Annotated in this window: 16 protein-coding genes; all 16 read left to right on the forward strand. The window is 64.7% G+C overall.

Going from position 1 to position 17,367, the window contains the following annotated elements; all coding sequences use genetic code 11:
• Positions 1-129 precede the first annotated feature (129 nt).
• Genes SAB01S_RS05630 through ftsA form a run of 16 tightly spaced genes read left to right on the forward strand, consistent with a single transcriptional unit; the run spans position 130 to position 17,297 of the window.
• Entirely contained in the window at positions 130-627 is a 498-nt protein-coding gene (locus SAB01S_RS05630; RefSeq protein WP_062732137.1) for a division/cell wall cluster transcriptional repressor MraZ, read from the forward strand.
• Positions 624-1,586, forward strand: a complete 963-nt coding sequence (rsmH, locus tag SAB01S_RS05635; RefSeq protein WP_062732138.1) for a 16S rRNA (cytosine(1402)-N(4))-methyltransferase RsmH — start codon at positions 624-626, stop codon at positions 1,584-1,586. Before SAB01S_RS05630 ends, rsmH begins: the two co-directional genes overlap by 4 nt.
• The gene (locus SAB01S_RS05640) at positions 1,583-2,233 is read left to right on the forward strand and encodes a hypothetical protein (protein WP_062732139.1); all 651 of its coding nucleotides are present in this window, start codon (positions 1,583-1,585) and stop codon (positions 2,231-2,233) included. Before rsmH ends, SAB01S_RS05640 begins: the two co-directional genes overlap by 4 nt.
• Positions 2,233-3,936, forward strand: coding sequence for a peptidoglycan D,D-transpeptidase FtsI family protein (locus tag SAB01S_RS05645; RefSeq protein WP_062732140.1), 1,704 nt, complete (start codon positions 2,233-2,235; stop codon positions 3,934-3,936). Before SAB01S_RS05640 ends, SAB01S_RS05645 begins: the two co-directional genes overlap by 1 nt.
• The gene (locus tag SAB01S_RS05650) at positions 3,936-5,390 is read left to right on the forward strand and encodes a UDP-N-acetylmuramoyl-L-alanyl-D-glutamate--2,6-diaminopimelate ligase (RefSeq protein ID WP_062732141.1); all 1,455 of its coding nucleotides are present in this window, start codon (positions 3,936-3,938) and stop codon (positions 5,388-5,390) included. Before SAB01S_RS05645 ends, SAB01S_RS05650 begins: the two co-directional genes overlap by 1 nt.
• Positions 5,387-6,778, forward strand: a complete 1,392-nt coding sequence (locus SAB01S_RS05655; RefSeq protein ID WP_062732142.1) for a UDP-N-acetylmuramoyl-tripeptide--D-alanyl-D-alanine ligase — start codon at positions 5,387-5,389, stop codon at positions 6,776-6,778. The genes SAB01S_RS05650 and SAB01S_RS05655 overlap by 4 nt, the downstream gene beginning before the upstream one ends.
• Positions 6,778-7,851 (forward strand): phospho-N-acetylmuramoyl-pentapeptide-transferase, encoded by a 1,074-nt coding sequence (mraY, locus tag SAB01S_RS05660; RefSeq protein WP_062732143.1) that lies wholly within the window; start codon positions 6,778-6,780, stop codon positions 7,849-7,851. Before SAB01S_RS05655 ends, mraY begins: the two co-directional genes overlap by 1 nt.
• A gap of 4 nt (positions 7,852-7,855) precedes the next feature.
• Positions 7,856-9,190, forward strand: coding sequence for a UDP-N-acetylmuramoyl-L-alanine--D-glutamate ligase (gene murD, locus SAB01S_RS05665; RefSeq protein WP_062732144.1), 1,335 nt, complete (start codon positions 7,856-7,858; stop codon positions 9,188-9,190).
• A gap of 39 nt (positions 9,191-9,229) precedes the next feature.
• Entirely contained in the window at positions 9,230-10,432 is a 1,203-nt protein-coding gene (locus tag SAB01S_RS05670) for an FtsW/RodA/SpoVE family cell cycle protein (RefSeq protein ID WP_062732145.1), read from the forward strand.
• Complete coding sequence (murG, locus tag SAB01S_RS05675) at positions 10,429-11,595, forward strand: undecaprenyldiphospho-muramoylpentapeptide beta-N-acetylglucosaminyltransferase (protein ID WP_062732146.1); 1,167 nt, start codon at positions 10,429-10,431, stop codon at positions 11,593-11,595. The genes SAB01S_RS05670 and murG overlap by 4 nt, the downstream gene beginning before the upstream one ends.
• Entirely contained in the window at positions 11,592-13,019 is a 1,428-nt protein-coding gene (murC, locus tag SAB01S_RS05680) for a UDP-N-acetylmuramate--L-alanine ligase (protein WP_062732147.1), read from the forward strand. Before murG ends, murC begins: the two co-directional genes overlap by 4 nt.
• Positions 13,019-13,216: a hypothetical protein gene (locus SAB01S_RS05685; RefSeq protein WP_062732148.1), complete on the forward strand. Its 198-nt coding sequence runs from the start codon at positions 13,019-13,021 to the stop codon at positions 13,214-13,216. The genes murC and SAB01S_RS05685 overlap by 1 nt, the downstream gene beginning before the upstream one ends.
• Positions 13,216-14,112, forward strand: coding sequence for a UDP-N-acetylmuramate dehydrogenase (gene murB, locus SAB01S_RS05690; RefSeq protein ID WP_174525623.1), 897 nt, complete (start codon positions 13,216-13,218; stop codon positions 14,110-14,112). Before SAB01S_RS05685 ends, murB begins: the two co-directional genes overlap by 1 nt.
• A complete protein-coding gene (locus tag SAB01S_RS05695; RefSeq protein ID WP_062732150.1) occupies positions 14,109-15,074 on the forward strand; it encodes a D-alanine--D-alanine ligase in 966 nt (321 codons plus the stop codon). The genes murB and SAB01S_RS05695 overlap by 4 nt, the downstream gene beginning before the upstream one ends.
• Positions 15,067-16,008 carry a cell division protein FtsQ/DivIB gene (locus tag SAB01S_RS05700; RefSeq protein WP_062732151.1) on the forward strand — a complete coding sequence of 314 codons (942 nt, stop codon included), beginning with the start codon at positions 15,067-15,069 and terminating at the stop codon, positions 16,006-16,008. The genes SAB01S_RS05695 and SAB01S_RS05700 overlap by 8 nt, the downstream gene beginning before the upstream one ends.
• 5 nt (positions 16,009-16,013) lie before the next feature.
• Entirely contained in the window at positions 16,014-17,297 is a 1,284-nt protein-coding gene (gene ftsA, locus SAB01S_RS05705; RefSeq protein WP_021227049.1) for a cell division protein FtsA, read from the forward strand.
• The last annotated feature ends 70 nt before the right edge of the window (positions 17,298-17,367 follow it).

Raw genomic sequence — 17,367 nt, forward strand, 5'->3', positions numbered from 1 at the left:
CCCCATGCTTGGTAGGAAAACCGGCATTGGGGTTCGTCAGGCTTTGTGCAGTCCTGTGGTGTCGGATTGTCTGTTCGCGATTCCGGCAAAGGGCGGCCTGCGTCCCAGTGAAAAGGGGCCAATTTCAGGGTGTCTGACGTCATTCTCTATTCGGGCAACGCGTTCAGCGTCGCGGACGGCAAAGGCCGTTTCGTGCTGCCCCTGGAGATGCGCAAGCTGGTGGCCCAGGCCAGCGGCGGGCAGAACCGCCTGTGCCTGTCCATCCACCTCGACAATGGCTGCGCCACTGGCTTTGGCCTGTCGCACAAGCAATTCCTGTTCGACGAGGTCGAGAAGCTGGAGCGTCAGGCCTATGAGGCCGGTCGCGATTTCAATGCCGACCTGGAGCGCGAAAACCGACTCGGCACGATCGAGGACGTGAATTTCGACGATGGCGGCCGTTTCTTCCTGCACCCCGATATCAAGGAAGAGGCCGGCATCACAGACGCAGTGTTTTTCTACGGCGTGGGTCGCTATTTCCAGATCTGGAAGCCCGAGGCTCTGGTCGAAAGCCCCGATCGTCCTGCGCTGATCCGCAACAAGGTCTGCCGCTGGCTGGACCAGCGCGCGGCCGGAGGCGGCAAGTGAGCGTCGCGCCCCATATCCCCGTACTGCTCGACGAGGTGCTGGACGCGCTGGCGATTGCGCCGGGGGAAATTCATGTCGACGGCACCTTCGGCGCGGGCGGCTATAGCAGCGCCATGGCCAAGGCCGGGGCGCGGGTCTTTGCCTTCGACCGCGATCCCGACGCGATCCGCGAGGGGCAGGCGCTGGCCGACGCACATGGTATCACGCTCATTCCCGGCGAATTTTCACGCATGGCGCAATTGCTGGCGGAGCGCGATGTCGATCGCGTGGCGGGCGTTACACTCGACATCGGCGTATCCTCCATGCAGCTCGACCGGCCCGAACGCGGCTTTTCCTTCCAGGCCGACGGTCCGCTCGACATGACGATGAGCCAAGGCGGCATGAGCGCGGCCGATTTCCTCAACACCGCCCCGGAAGAGGATATTGCCGACGTCATCTATCGCTATGGCGAAGAGCCGCGTTCGCGCCGGGTCGCGCGCGCCATCGTGGAGGCCCGTCCCCTGGAGCGCACGGCGCAGCTGGCCGCGGTGGTGCGCAAGGCGCTGGGGCACAAGCCGCATGACAAGAAGGACCCGGCGACCCGCACCTTTCAGGCGATCCGTATTCACGTGAATCGCGAGCTGGAGGAGCTGGAGCGCGGACTTGAGGCGGCTGAAGAGCTGTTGGAGGAGGGTGGGCGCCTTGCGATCGTGACCTTCCACAGCCTAGAAGACCGCATCGTCAAGCAGTTCCTGCGCAATCGCAGCGGTGGCGAGGGTGCGGGATCGCGACATCTGCCTGAACGCACCGCCGGGCCGCAGCCGACCTTCGCCAAGCCGGCCAAGCCCGTGCGCGCTGGCGACGCGGAACTGGCGCGCAACCCCCGCGCCCGTTCCGCTACGTTGCGCAGCGCCGTCCGCACCGCCGCACCATCCCGGCTTTCACCCGCCCCCTCGTCGCCCCGGAGTAGCCGCGCATGATCGCCGTTAAGAGATTGCAGAGCCTCATCTGGGTGATCCTGGTCGCGCTCGGCGCGCTGGGCGCATATATGGTGTCGCTCAAGGTCGCGACTGAACGCAACGAATTGATGCGCGTGCGGTCGCAGATCGCAGCTACGAAAGCCGACATTCGCTATCTGGAAACGGAATTCAGCGCGCGCGCTTCCATGCGTCAGCTCGAGAGCTGGAACCAGCATGACTTCCTTTATGCCACGCCGACTGCGCAGCAATATCTGGAGGGGGAAAGGGCACTGGCGCAGCTGGACGGCGTGCAGCCCAATGGGCCGGACTATGTCGCGCCTCCGGTGATGGTGGCGATGGTCGAAACCCCGGCCGATCTTCCTTCCGCTCCGCAAAAGGCGCCCGAGAGCCCGGCGGCGACCCAGATTCGCAGCGACATCGCGATCATTCGCGAAGCCCATGCGGCCGATAATGTCGACAAGTTGCCCAAGCCTGCGCCAAAGCCCGCCGTGGTTCAGGCGAAGGCGGACGCCGATGTGTCGAAGCCCAATCCGATCGCGCGCAAGGCGGAGCGGATGGCGATGCTGGACGCCAAGCTGCTGGACGACAGCACTTTGGGGGATCTGACGGCGCGGGCCGACCGCGAAAAACGCAAAGGCGCGCGCTGATGGCGACGATCATCGTTCAGCCCGGCGGCCCGCGCGCAGGGCGGCAGAGGGTCAACCTCACCGCCATGGCGCATAACCGGTTGATGCTGTTGCTCATCCTGTTCCTCGCCATCACCACCATCCTGATCGGCCGGCTCTTCTGGGTCGGCATTTTTGCGCATGGGACGGGCGGGGACGGGTCGCTCGGGCCTTTCGTGCCTGCGCGCGCCGACATCGTGGATCGTAATGGCGTGCCGCTGGCGCGAACCATGGACGCCTATTCCGTTTCGGTGCGGCCCTCGAAGCTGATCGGCGAACCCGCCGAACTTGCCCGCAAATTGCACGAAATCTTCCCCGATGAAGCCGAAGCGACCTTTTACAAGAAGCTGACGGGCAAGGGCTGGGCCTATCTGCGTCGCCGGGCTCTACCTGAACAGGTGGCGGCTGTGAACGCGCTGGGGGAGATCGGCATCGAATTTCCGCGTGAGAAGGAACGGCTCTACCCGCAGCGCACCTTGGCTGCTCACATCCTCGGCTTCGCCCCCAACAGCAAGGGCGTAGGCGGCATGGGCGCGGAGGCCGCCTTCAACGATCGGCTGATCGACCCGGCGCTGCGTGGCAAGCCCTTTGCCCTTTCCATCGACAGTCGGGTTCAAGGCGCGCTCGAAAGCGAGCTCTACACCCAGCTGGTCCAGACCCGCGCCAAGGGCGCGGGGGGCATCATCCTGGACGTCAACACCGGCGAAGTCATCGCCATGGCGTCGATCCCCGTGTTCGATCCCAACAAGCTGCAAAATTACGCGGGCAAGCGCTGTTCCGAATCGCCGCTCTGCAACCATATGGTTCAGGCGCGCTACGAGCTTGGTTCCGCCTTCAAGCCGCTTTCCATCGCGGCGGCCATGGATGCCGGCGTCGTCACCTCTATGAGCGAGCGGTATGACGCCACCGCGCCGCTTGCCGTCGCCGGCTTCCGAATCAAGGACGACCATCCGCTCGGCCGCTGGATCAACGTGCCGGAAATTTTGGTGCACAGCTCCAACATCGGCACCGCGCGCATCGCCGACAAAATGGGCGCCGCGCCGCTGCAGAAGCTGTTCCGCAGCCTCGACTTTGATCAGCGCGCACCGATCGAATTCAATGAACGCGCGGCCGGGCTTTGGCCGTCCAACTGGGGGCGCATCACCAGCATGACTGTGTCCTATGGCCATGGCATCGCTGTGACGCCGCTGCACCTTGCCACCGCCTATGCGGCGCTGGTCAATGGCGGCATGTGGCGCCCCGCCACCGTGCGCAAACTGCGACCGCAGGACGTGCCGCAGGGTCGCCGCGTCTTTTCCGCCGCCACCAGCGCGCGGATGCGGCAACTGTTGCGGATGATCGTGTCAGCCGGTACGGGGCGAAGCGCGGACGCCAAGGGATTCCGGGTGGGCGGCAAGACGGGTTCGGCCGAAAAGCCCCAGGAAGGCCGCTATAACAAGACTTCGCTGGTGACGACTTTTGCTTCTGCCTTCCCGATGGACAATCCCCGCTATGTCGTCGTCGCCATCATGGATGAGGCGACGGGCCAGTTCGGCCTGCGCACGGCTGCCTGGACCGCCGCCCCGGTGGTAAAGCGCGTGATCGAGCGGACGGGGCCGATGCTGGGTATCATGCCGGACGAGCGGCGCGACGTCGATATTTCCGATCTGATGCCGCTGCTTCACGGTCAGAAGGAGAAGGAATAATGCGCCTCGGGTCGCTTATCGAGGAGCTGGATGCCGAGGTCGCCAATGCGGTAAGCGCCGTTGGCGGCCTCGACACGTCCGTGACGGGTTTTGCCATCGACAATCGGAAGGTCGCACCGGGGACCATCTTTGGCGCTTTCCAGGGCCAGCGTGTCAACGGTGAAGACTATATTCCCGACGCCGTGCGGGCCGGCGCCATCGCCATCGTCGCGCGGCCTGAAGCCTATGTCGACGGAGCGATCCATATCGCCGCCGCCAATCCCCGTCAGCTCTTCGCGCAGCTTGCCGCGCGTTTCTTTGCGCCGTTCCCTGATGTGACGGTCGCCGTCACCGGCACCAACGGCAAGACCAGCACGGTCGAACTCGCCCGCCAGATCTGGCGCATGATGGGCCATAATGCGGCCTCGATCGGGACATTGGGCGTCACCACCTCGGTCGATCAGGTGTCGACCGGCCTTACCACGCCCGACATCGTCACCTTCCTCGCCAATATGGCCGGCTTGCGCCGCGAAGGCATCACGCATGCCGCGTTCGAGGCATCGAGCCACGGCCTCGACCAGTATCGTACCGAAGGGCTGCCGGTGCTCGCCGGCGCTTTCACCAACCTGTCGCGCGATCATCTCGACTATCATGGCGACATGGACAGCTATTTTGACGCCAAGATGCGGCTGTTTGACGAGGTCGTCGCACAGCAGGGCAGCGCCGTCATCTGGGCGGACGACGACTGGTCGGACAAGGCGATCGCGCGGGCTACGAAGCGGGGGCTTCGTGTGCTGAGTGTCGGGGTGCAGGGGCGTGCTTTGCAGCTTGCCAACCGCACCCCGACCCAGTTGGGCCAGACGCTGGAGGTGCATGCAGACGGCACGCTTTACAAGGTGAACCTTCCGCTGATCGGCGCCTATCAGGCCGCAAATGCCCTGACCGCGGCTGGCCTCGTCGTTGCGACCGGCGGCGATACCGCCAGGGTCATGGAACTGCTCGGCCGGGTGCAGCCCGTGCGCGGCCGGCTGGAGCGTGCGGTGATCAGCCGGACAGGCGCGCCCGTCTATGTCGACTATGCGCATACGCCCGATGGGCTGCGCGCCGCGATCGAGGCGCTCCGCCCGCATACAAGGGGGCGGCTTATCACCCTGTTCGGCGCGGGCGGTGATCGCGACGCCGGCAAGCGCCCGCAAATGGGCAAGGTCGCGGCCGACCTGTCCGATCATGTGATCGTCACCGACGACAATCCCCGGTCCGAAGAGCCGAGCGCCATTCGCGCCGCCGTGCTGGCCGGTGCGCCGCATGCGCAAGAAATTGGCGGCCGCCGCGACGCCATTGCCGCCGCCATCGCGCAGGCGGGCGCGGACGACATCGTGCTATTGGCCGGCAAGGGCCATGAGCAGGGCCAGATTATCGGCGACCGCGTCCTGCCGTTCGACGACGTCACCGTCGCGCGGGAGTGCGCGGGGTGAGCGACCTCTGGACCTCTGCTGAGATTGCCGAGGCCACAGGCGGCGCCGCGTCGGCGCCGTTCGTCGTTTCGGGAGTCGCGTTCGACAGCCGCGAAGTGAAGCCGGGCGACCTGTTCGTCGCGATGAAGGGGGAGGCGACCGACGGTCATCGCTTCGTCGACCAGGCGTTCTTGCAAGGGGCGGCGGGCGCGATCGTCAGCGACGCGATCGGCCATCCCCATATTCGCGTGACCGACAGCACAGCCGCGCTTCAGGCACTCGGAATCGCGTCGCGCAGGCGCATGGACGGCAAGGTCATTGGAGTCACCGGATCGGTCGGCAAGACCGGCACGAAGGAGGCGCTGTATCTCGCGCTGGATCGTGCCGCGCCGGGGCAGGCGCATCGGTCGGTAAAAAGCTATAACAACCATGTCGGCGTGCCGCTCAGCCTGGCGCGCATGCCACGCGAAAGCGCCTATGGCATATTCGAGATGGGCATGAACCATGCCGGCGAATTGTCCGCGCTGACCCGGCAGGTGCGGCCCAATGCCGCGATCGTCACGGCGATCGCGCCTGCCCATATCGAGTTTTTCGGGACCGAGGCGAAAATTGCGGAGGCCAAGTCCGAGATTTTCGAGGGACTGGAGCCGGGCGGCACCGCCATCATCCCCTATGACAGCCCGCATGTCGCGACGCTCTATAACAAGGCGGAGCGCCACGCGGCGCGCATCCTGACCTTCGGCATGAGCCCGCAGGCCGATGTGCATGCGCTTGAAACGGTGCCTGCGCCCAATGGCGGCACGCTGGTGACGGCGCGCCTGCCAGACGCGGAGTTGTGCTTTACCGTCGCTGCGCCCGGCGATCATTGGGTGTCCAATGCGCTTGCCGTGCTGGCGGCGGTCGAGGCGGTGGGCGGCGATCTGGCGGCGGCCGGGCTTGCGCTCGCCGAAATGCCGGGGCTGCCGGGCCGGGGGGAGCGCCGCATCCTGCCGGTCGCGGGCGGCGAAGCCTTGCTGATCGACGAAAGCTATAACGCCAATCCGCTGTCCATGGCCGCGACGTTGAAGCAACTGGGCCGCGAAGCCGCCGATCGGCGCATCGCGGTGCTGGGCGGCATGCGCGAACTGGGCAGCGCCAGCGCCGATCTTCATGCCGGGCTGGCCAAGCCTCTGGCCGATGGCGCGGTTGATTTTGCGGTGCTGGTAGGCGCGGAGATGGCGCCGCTGGCCGACGCGCTCGAAGGCACTATGGCCTATGCCCATGTGCCTGACGCTGCGAGCGCCATCCCTCTCATTGAAAAAGAAATGCGTGCGGGCGACGCGATATTGGTCAAGGGGTCTAATGGCATCGGGCTGTCGCGCCTGGTCGCCGCCCTGGGTCAGGCCGTCCGCGACGGAGAAACGAACTGATGCTCTACTGGCTCGCCCAGACCCTAGATTTTGCGGGTATATTCAATCTGATCCGCTACCTGTCCTTTCGCGCGGGCGCGGCGATCGCGACCGCGCTTGTCATCGGCCTGCTGATCGGTCCCAAATTCATCGGCTGGCTGCGCGTGCGCCAGGGCAAGGGGCAGCCGATCCGCGACGACGGGCCGCAGACGCACCTCGCCAAGCGGGGCACGCCGACCATGGGCGGGCTCATGATTCTGACGTCGATGGTGGCATCCGTGCTGCTGTGGATGGACCTGTCGTCCATCTATGTCTGGGCGTGCCTGTTCGTGACATTGGGGTTCGGCGCGATCGGCTTTCTGGACGATTATGACAAGGTGACGAAGGCCAGTCACAAGGGGCTGTCGGGCAAGATGCGCCTGATCTTCGAATTTCTGATCGCGGGCGTCGCGGCCTGGATGATCGTCAACCAGCATGGCAACACCGCGCTCTATGTGCCTTTCTACAATGGCCCCGCGATCGAGCTTGGTCCCTTCTATTTCTGTTTTGCCGCTTTCGTCATCGTCGCATTCGGCAATGCGGTGAACCTGACCGATGGCCTGGATGGCCTGGCGACCATGCCTGTCATCATCGCCTGCCTCGCTTTCCTGTTGATCGTCTATCTGGTCGGCCGGGCGGACTTTGCCGAATATCTGGGCATCCCCCATGTTCCGGGCGCGGGCAACCTCACCATATTGTGCGGTGCGATCATCGGCGCGGGCCTTGCTTTCCTCTGGTTCAATGCGCCGCCCGCCGCCGTGTTCATGGGCGACACCGGCAGCCTGGCATTGGGCGGCACGATCGGCGTGATCGCCGTCACCGCGCATCATGAAATCGTGCTGGGCATCATCGGCGGGCTTTTCGTGGTGGAAGCGATGAGCGTCATCATCCAGGTCTTCTTCTACAAGCGGACCGGCAAGCGCATCTTCCGCATGGCCCCGATCCACCATCATTTCGAGCAGCTGGGCTGGGCCGAGCCGACCGTTGTGATCCGATTCTGGATCATCGCCTTTGTGTTGGCGCTCGCCGGTCTTGCGACATTGAAGCTGAGGTAAGCGGATGATCGTTTCCAGCGCCTTTGCAGGGAAGACCTACGCCGTCCTCGGCCTTGCCCGCTCAGGCCTCGCCACAGTGGACACGCTGGTCGCAAGCGGCGCGCGCGTCGTCGCCTGGGACAGCCGCGAAGAGGCGCGCGCGCTGGTCGAAGGGAAGGCGGAACTCGGCGACCCGATGGAGATCGACCTCGCCGGTTTCGATGGCATCGTCGTGTCGCCGGGCGTGCCGCTCAACCGTCATCCCATCGCCATGCGGGCCAGACTGGCCGGCGTGCCGATCATCGGCGACATCGAACTGTTCGCGCTCGCCCGCCCGACGCTGCCGCCGCACAAGGTGGTCGGTATCACCGGCACCAACGGCAAGTCGACCACCACGGCGCTGATCCATCACATCATCGAACAGGCGGGCTATCCCACGGTCATGGGCGGCAATATCGGGCTGCCGATCCTCAGCCAGCCGCCGCTGGAACCCAACCTCCATGGCGTGGGTGTCTATGTGCTGGAATTGTCCAGTTACCAGATCGACCTGACCCACAGCCTGGACTGCAACGTCGCCGTGCTGCTCAACATCACGCCCGATCATCTGGATCGCTACGATGGGTTTGAGGGCTATGTCGCGTCGAAGATGCGCCTTTTTGAAATGCAGTCGTTTGATCATGTCGCCGTAGCTTCCAGCGATGATCCGCTTGTAGCGCGGCTGTTCGATCCGGCCAATGACGAGTTCCGGATAAATGCGGGTAGCAGAACCCGTGTCGGATCGACTGAATTTGCCGAACACTATCAGCATCTATGGCCCTCTTTGCAGGGGCCGCACAACGCGCAGAATGCTGCGGTTGCTGACGCTGTTGCACTGGAGCTTGGCATCCACTGGGATCAGCGTCAGAACGCCCTCGCCAGCTACGCCTCGCTCCCCCATCGAATGCAGGCGGTCCGTACCCTCAACGGCGTCCTCTACGTCAATGACAGCAAGGCGACCAACGCCGCCTCCACCGCCCCGGCGCTAGCGGCATGGCCGGCCAAAGACGGAAAGCCTCGCATCCACTGGATCTTGGGCGGGGTCGCCAAGTCCGACAATCTGGACGAATGCGCCCCCCATTTCGGCAACGTCGCCCATGCCTATACCATCGGCGAAGCGGGGCATATGTTCGCCGATCTGCTGCGCCCACATATGGCGGTCGACGATAGCGAAATGCTAAGCGCCGCCGTCCGCCGCGCAGCCCGCATCGCGCAGCCGGGCGACGTCGTGCTGTTGTCGCCGGCCTGCGCCAGTTTCGACCAGTTTCGCGATTTCGAAGCGCGCGGCGATGCCTTCGCCGCAGCGGTCGCGGCGCTGGAATAAGGAAAGACCTAAGGGGCGATGAGCAAGAGGGGAACAGGGATGTCGAAGGCCGGTGAACTGGTGAAGGGTTTTCGCACCCGCACGGTTCCGCGCGAACGCACCGCGCTTGCCATCTGGTTCTGGGAGATCGACCGCGTTCTCCTGTCGTTGATCGTGACGCTGATGGCGATCGGGCTGGTGGCGGTCGCCGCCGCGTCCCCCGTCGCCGCGATCGACCGGTCGACGGCCGACATCGCGGTCAATCCGCTTCTCTATTTCTATCGCCAGCTGATGTGGGTGATGATCGGCCTGCCGATCATGCTGGTCATCTCCATGCTGCCGCGGCCGCAGGCGCGGCGGCTCGCGATCTTCCTGTGCGCCTTCTTCTTCCTGATGCTGTTGTTCGTGCCGATCCTGGGGTCGACCGTGAACGGCGCGCGGCGCTGGATCGACCTGCCAGGTTTTCGCTTCCAGCCGTCAGAATTCCTGAAGCCAGCCTATGTCGTTACGCTTGCCTGGCTGCTGTCGCTGCGGGCGAAGGACCCGAAGCTTCCCGTCATTCAACTGACCGGCGCCCTGACCCTTCTGATTTCCGCCGTCCTGATGCGCCAGCCCGACTTCGGGCAGACGGTGATCTTCATGGCCTGCTGGGGCGCGCTCCTGCTGCTGTCGGGCCTGGAAATGCGTTGGATCGCGATGCTGGGCGGCGCGGGCCTCGCAGGCCTGGTCGCTGTCTATATGTTCTATGAAAATGGCCGCCAGCGCATCAACGACTTTCTGGGCATCGGGGTGCAGATGGACACCGGCCCGGATCAGACCGATCTGGCCTTCCGCACCATTACCCATGGCGGTTTCACCGGTGTTGGGCCGGGCGGTGGCCTCAACAAGTTCCGCCTGCCCGAAGCGCATACCGACTATATCTTTTCCGTCATCGGCGAAGAATTCGGTCTGCTCGCCTGCATCGCCATCGCCTGCGTGTACCTCGCCATCATCGTGCGCGTGCTGCTGCGCCTTCTGGATGAGGAGGACGTCTTCACCATCCTGGCCGCGGCCGGCCTCACCACCCAGTTCGGTTTGCAGGCGATCATCAACATGGGCGTCAATGCGCAGATATTTCCGTCAAAGGGCATGACGCTGCCCTTTATCAGCTATGGCGGCTCCTCTATGCTGGCGCTTTGCACCGGGGTCGGCCTGCTGCTCGCCTTCACGCGGCGCAATCCCTTCATGGGCCGGCATACGGTGGTCAAATGGAGTGGTCGATGAGCATTTCCCGTCACTTCGTCCTCGCCGCCGGCGGGACGGGGGGTCACATGATACCCGCCCATGCGGTGGCGCAGGAACTGATGGCGCGCGGCCATCATGTCGCCCTCGTCACCGATGAGCGCGGGGCGAAGATACCCGGCATTTTCGAAAGCGCGCAGGTCCATGTCATGCCGGCGGGCCGGATGACGAAGAACCCGGCAAGCTGGCCGGGCGCGGTGAAGGCGATCCTCGCCGGACGCGCCATGGCGCGCCGCCTCAACGAAACATTCCGCCCGACCGCCGTGGTCGGCTTTGGCGGCTATCCCGCCATGCCCGCGCTGCTGGGAGCCTTGGCCGACGGCATTCCGACCGCCATCCATGAACAAAATGCCGTGCTGGGCCGGGTCAATCGTCTGCTTGCCTGCCGAGTGGATGCCATCGCCACTGCCTATCCTGATGTTGCGCGCTTGAAATTCCGGTACGCCGGCAAGGTGCATCTGATCGGCAATCCCGTGCGCGAGGAAGTCAAGCAGTTGCGCGAGGAGGAGTTTCCCGCGCTGACCGACGAAAGCGTGTTTCGCGTGCTCGTCATCGGCGGCAGCCAGGGCGCATCCATCCTGTCCAGCGTGGTGCCCGAAGGCCTGTCGATGCTGCCAGTCGCGCTGCGCCGCCGCTTGCAGGTGACGCAGCAATGCCGCGCCGAGGATATTGAGCGCGTGCGCAAGACCTATGCGGAGATGGAAATCCCCGCCGACCTCGCCACCTATTTCAACGATGTGCCCGAAAAGCTGGGCTGGTCGCATCTGGTGATCGCGCGCGCTGGCGCGTCCACGCTGGCGGAACTGACCTGCGCGGGCAGGCCTGCCATCCTTGTCCCGCTGCCCAGCGCCATGGACGATCATCAGACCGCCAACGCCCGTGAAATGACTCAGGCCGGCGGTGCGCGGACGATCCCGCAAAGCCGCTTCACCGCCATCGAGCTGGCCAAGCAGATGCAGAAAATGGCGATGGAGCCGGGCGCGCTCCAGAACGCGGCCAAGCGCGCCTGGAATTGCGGCCGCCCCGACGCTGCGCGCGATATGGCGGACCTGCTGGAAAGCATCGGCCGCGCGCCGATCATGAATGATCCGGTCAAGGTCGGTCCCACCCCTACTTCGCTCAATCTTCAGGGAGTTCCCGCATGAAGGGTGTCGGCACCGACATCGGCACGATCCATTTCATCGGCATCGGCGGCATCGGCATGTCCGGCATTGCCGAAGTCATGCATAATCTGGGCTACAGCGTGCAGGGGTCTGACGTTGCCGAAGGCTATGTCGTGGAAGGGCTGCGGGCCAAGGGCATCAAGGTGATGATCGGCCACAAGGCCGAAAATCTGGGCGATGCCGCCGTGGTCGTGACCTCGACCGCGATCAAGCGCGGCAATCCCGAAGTGGAACTGGCGCTCGAAACCCGCGTGCCCGTCATCCGCCGCGCGGAAATGCTGGCCGAATTGATGCGCCTCAAATCCACCGTCGCGGTTGCCGGCACGCACGGTAAGACCACGACCACGTCGATGATCGCGGCGTTGCTGGATGCCGGCGGCGTCGATCCGACCGTCATCAACGGCGGCATTATCAACAGCTATGGCTCCAACGCGCGTCTGGGCAATAGTGACTGGATGGTTGTGGAAGCCGACGAAAGCGACGGCAGCTTCCTGCGGCTGGACGGCACCATCGCGGTCGTCACCAATATCGATCCTGAACATCTCGACCATTATGGCAGCTTCGATCGCGTAAAGGACGCCTTCGTCGAATTTGTCGGCAATGTGCCCTTCTATGGTGCGGCGCTGCTATGCCTCGATCATCCCGAAGTGCAGGCGATCCTGCCGCGCGTGCAGGACCGGCGCATCGTCACCTATGGATTTTCGGCCCAGGCCGATATTCGCGGGGAGAATGTGCGGCCGGTGCCCGGCGGCAACCTGTTCGACGTGCTGATCCGCGACCGCGACGGCCATGTCGAAAAGATCAGCGACATATTGTTGCCAATGCCGGGCAAGCATAATGTGTCGAACAGTCTGGCCGCGATCGGGGTCGCCCTGCAATTGGGCATCACCCATGACGTCATCTGCACCGGATTTGAAAAATTTGGCGGCGTGAAACGGCGCTTTACCAAGGTGGGGGAGGCCCCGGTCGGCGATGGCGTCGCGACCGTGATCGACGATTATGGCCACCATCCGGTCGAGATCAAGGCCGTGCTCGCCGCCGCGCGCGAAGGGGCGCTGGGCCGCGTCGTCGCGGTCGTCCAGCCGCATCGCTTCACCCGATTGCGCGACCTGATGGATGAGTTTCAGCAGGCGTTCAATGACGCCGACATCGTCTATGCCGCGCCCGTCTATGCCGCGGGTGAGCCGCCGATAGAGGGCGTCGACAGCGCCGCGCTGGTCGCGGGGCTGAAGCGGCGCGGGCATCGCCATGCCGCGACCGTTGCCGATGCGGATGACCTTGCCATGCAGCTGGCCGCCGATCTTCAGCCCGATGATATGATCGTCTGCCTGGGGGCGGGCGATATCACCAAATGGGCGGCGGGCCTCGCCTCCGCCATTGCGGCCAAGAGCAAGGAAACCGCCTGATGTTCGAGCTTTTTGCCGTGGGCCTGGAAATGCAGAAGCGCATGATCGACGCGCAGATGCGGGGCGTGGAAGCCGCGCGCGACATGGTGGAGGCCGCGCAGCGCCAGGTCGAAGGAAATATCGCCGCAGCCCAGACGAATGAAGCCGGCCTCAGCGCCATGAAAAAATGGATGAGCCTGTGGGGCATGCGGTCTTGATGACGGCGCTTGCCCTTCCTGCTGTCCGCGGCGTGCTCAAGCCCGATGCGCCGCTTGCGCCGCTCGTCTGGTTCAAGACGGGTGGCACGGCGCAGTGGCTGTTCGAGCCGCAGGATGCCGACGACCTGTCCGATTTTCTGGCTCAGCTTGACCCCGACATGCCGGTCATGGCGCTGGGCCTTGGCTCCAACCTGATCGTGCGGGACGGCGGCGTGCCGGGCGTCGTCGTGCGCCTCGGCAAAGCTTTCGCGAAGGTCGATCGGCAGGACGAAACGAGCCTGGTCTGCGGTGCGGGCGCGTCGGGCATCCTCGTGTCGTCGACCGCGCGCGATGCGGGCATTGCGGGCCTTGAATTTCTGCGCTCCATTCCCGGCACGGTGGGAGGCTTCGTCCGCATGAATGGCGGCGCCTATGGGCGCGAGACGGCCGATATCCTGCTGGAATGTGAGGTCGTGCTCCGCTCGGGAGAGCAGGTGACGCTGCTGAACCGCGACCTTGCCTATAGCTACCGCCACTCCAACCTCACCGACGGCGCGATCGTGGTCAGCGCGACCTTCCGCGGCCATCCCGGCGAACCGGCCGCGATCCAAACAGAAATGGACCGCATCGCCGCCGCGCGCGAGGAAAGCCAGCCGCTGCGCAGCAAAACAGGCGGCTCGACCTTCAAGAATCCCGATGGTCACAAGGCCTGGCAACTGGTGGACGAGGCCGGCTGTCGCGGGCTCCAGATCGGCGGCGCGCAGGTGAGCGAGAAGCACACCAATTTCCTGCTCAACAGCGGCGACGCCACCAGCAGCGATATCGAGGCGCTGGGTGAGGAGGTCCGCCGCCGCGTCAGGGACAAGAGCGGGATCGAGCTGGAATGGGAAATCCAGCGCGTGGGGAGGGCACAATGACGCGCGGCCCATGGCATGTCGCCGTCCTGATGGGTGGCTGGTCGGCGGAGCGGCCGGTGTCGCTGTCGAGCGGGGAAGGCGTCGCCAAGGCGCTGGAATCGCGCGGCCATCGGGTCACGCGGATCGACATGGACCGCAATGTGGCGCAGCGGCTCGCGGAAACGCAGGCGGACGTGATTTTCAACGCGCTGCACGGCGTTCCCGGTGAAGATGGCACGGTGCAGGGCATGATGGACCTTATGGGCCTCATCTACACCCATAGCGGCCTTGCTACCTCCGTCATCGCGATCGACAAGCAATTGACCAAGCAGGCGCTGGTGCCGCACGGTATTCCCATGCCCGGCGGCCATATCGTGGAGAGCGAAAGCCTTTTCACCGCCGATCCGCTGCCGCGTCCCTATGTGCTCAAACCCGTCAACGAAGGTAGCTCCGTCGGTGTCGCCATCGTCACGAACGAAGGCAATTATGGCAATCCGATCGCCCGCGATGCTGTGGGACCGTGGCAGGATTTTCCCGAACTCTTGGCCGAACCCTATATTCGCGGTCGCGAGCTGACCACTGCCGTGCTGGGCGATGAAGCGTTGCTCGTCACCGAATTGCGTCCCAAAAGCGGCTTTTACGACTTTGACGCCAAATATACCGATGGCATGACGGAGCATGTCTGCCCGGCCGATATTCCCGCCGAGATCAGCGAAGTCTGCAAGGCGATTGCGCTGCGCGCCCACCAGTTGCTTGGCTGCAAGGGCGCGTCGCGCGCGGATTTCCGCTGGGATGATGAACGCGGGCTGGACGGCCTCTATCTGCTGGAAGTGAATACGCAGCCGGGGATGACGCCGCTCAGCCTGGTGCCTGAACAGGCGGCCAAGCTGGGCATCGACTATGCGACACTGGTCGAAACGATTGTGGAGGAGGCGCTGAACCGCGCCGGGGCGGCAAGCAGGACGGGGCAGGGGCATGGCTGAAGCACGGATAAGGCGCGGCGGCACTGCCCGCATGAGCAGCAAGGGCAGTACCGCCGGCCGTGGTGGCCGCGGGCGGTCGCTCAAGCGGCAGAGCTGGGTCGACAAGCTGATCGAGCATCTTCCGGTCAGCGAAGCGACGCTCCAGCGCATGGCGAGCTGGACCATCGTGGGCATTTTCGGCGCGATCCTGGTCGCCATCGCCGTCTATCTAGGCCTACCGGAGGTCGCGCGTCAGCAGGCGGCCGATATGGCCGCGCGCGCCGGGTTCGAGGTGGAGAAGGTCGAGGTGCGCGGGGTCGAGCGCATGGACGAACTGCCGGTCTATAATATTGCGCTGGGCCAGGTGGACCGATCCATGCTGTCGCTCGACCTGCCCCATGTGCGCCAGCAGATGCTGAAACTCGGCTGGGTCAAGGATGCGCGCATTTCGCGTCGCCTGCCCGACACATTGGTAGTCGATATCGTCGAGCGTGATCCGGTCGCCGTGTGGCAGCATGACGGGCAGTTGCACCTGATCGACGTGTCGGGCGTGGTGCTGCAATCGGTTTCCGCCAGCGCGATGCCGGACCTGCCGCTGGTCGTTGGGCCAAACGCGAACCGGCAGACCGCCGGCCTCAACAAGCTGATGGAAAATGCGCCCGCGCTCAAACCCATGCTGGCTGGCGCGACCTGGGTCGGCAATCGCCGCTGGGACCTGCGCTTCCAGTCGGGCGAGACGCTGTCCCTGCCGGAAGGTGACACGCAATCGGCGTCCGCGCTGGTCAACTTCGCCCGGATGGACGGGGTCAATCGGCTGCTCGGCCGCGGCATTGTCCGCTTCGACATGCGCGATCCCGATCGGTTCGTCCTGCGCCTGCCGCAGGGCCGCGTGGAGGAAAAGCCGATGGAGGGTGCCACCAGCGCCGCCGCACCGTCGAGCGGCGAGGAGGGCTGAGCGCCATGCCGCAGCCCAAGGTCGAAAAGCTTATCACCGCCGTCGACATCGGTTCCTGGAAAGTGTCCGCGCTGATCGCAGGGCGCACCGATACGGGTGAACTGGCGATATTGGGCACGGGCCAGCGGGAAAGTCGCGGCGTTCGGCGGGGTTTCATCGCGGATATGGAGCGCACCGAACTGGCCGTGCGCGAAACCGTCGAGCAGGCCGAGCGCGTGGCGGGCACCAATATCGAGGATGTGTGGGTCAGCTTTTCGGGTGGCAGCCTGGTCAGCGATGTCGTCACGGTCGAACGCGACATGGGCGGCTATCGTATCGAGCAGCCCGATATCGACGATCTGCTGACAACCGGGCAACAGGGCATCGACCCCGATGGCCGTATCGTCCTCCATGCGCAGCCGACCTGCTTCACCATCAATGGCAAGGTGCCGGTCAAGAAGCCGCTGGGCATGCATGCCGACCTGCTGGGCGTCGATATCCACGTCGTGCTGGCCGATGGCGCGCCTCTCGCCAATCTCGACCTGTGCGTGCGCGGGGCGTATCTCAACGTCAATTCCATCGTCGCCTCGCCCATTGCGACGGGCCTTGCCTGCCTGTCCGAGGAAGAACGCGACCTGGGCGTCGCGCTGGTGGAAATGGGCGCGGGCGTGACCAATGTCTCGCTTTACGCAGGGGGCATGCTGGTCGGGCTTCATTCGATCCCCATGGGTGCATCGGACATTACCGACGATATTGCGTCCTCTTTCGGCATTCGCCGTAGCCAGGCGGAACGGATCAAATGTTTCTACGGCTCGGCGATGCAGAATCCGCGCGATTTTCGCGAGATGATCGAGATCGCGCCGCCCCATGGCGACGTCGCCGTTCCGGGTCAGGCGGCCGGTCCCAATGCGGAAGGCGGCAAGATTACCCGCGCGGCGCTGGTCGGCGTTATTTGCGAACGACTGAACCAGATCATGACCGAAGTGAATGCGGCATTGGCCGGCATGGGCTTCAATTCGACCGGCCGGCAGGTGGTGCTGACCGGCGGCGGCGCGGAAATGAAGGGCATTGCCGATTATGCGCAGGGCGCGCTGGGGCGCGCGGTGCGGATTGGTCGCCCCCGCGGTCTGTCCGCCATGCCCGAAGCGCATAGTGGTCCGGCCTTTGCAACCTTGGCGGGGCTGGCGCTTTACGGTCATTCCAACCCGGTTGATCTCCGCACGATGGCGCCCGCGCCGCAGACCGTGCATCGGCTGGGAACGCCGCTCTGGTGGCAACGCATGATGCGCGCGATCAAGGCGAACTACTGAACGATTTTTGGCGAAGACGAAATTAGGTGGTGAATCCCCTATTTTCTGGTGTTAACGAATGATGACGATG

The sequence above is a fragment of the Sphingobium abikonense NBRC 16140 genome (assembly GCF_001598335.1).
In the GTDB taxonomy this organism is placed as follows: Bacteria; Pseudomonadota; Alphaproteobacteria; order Sphingomonadales; family Sphingomonadaceae; genus Sphingobium; species Sphingobium abikonense.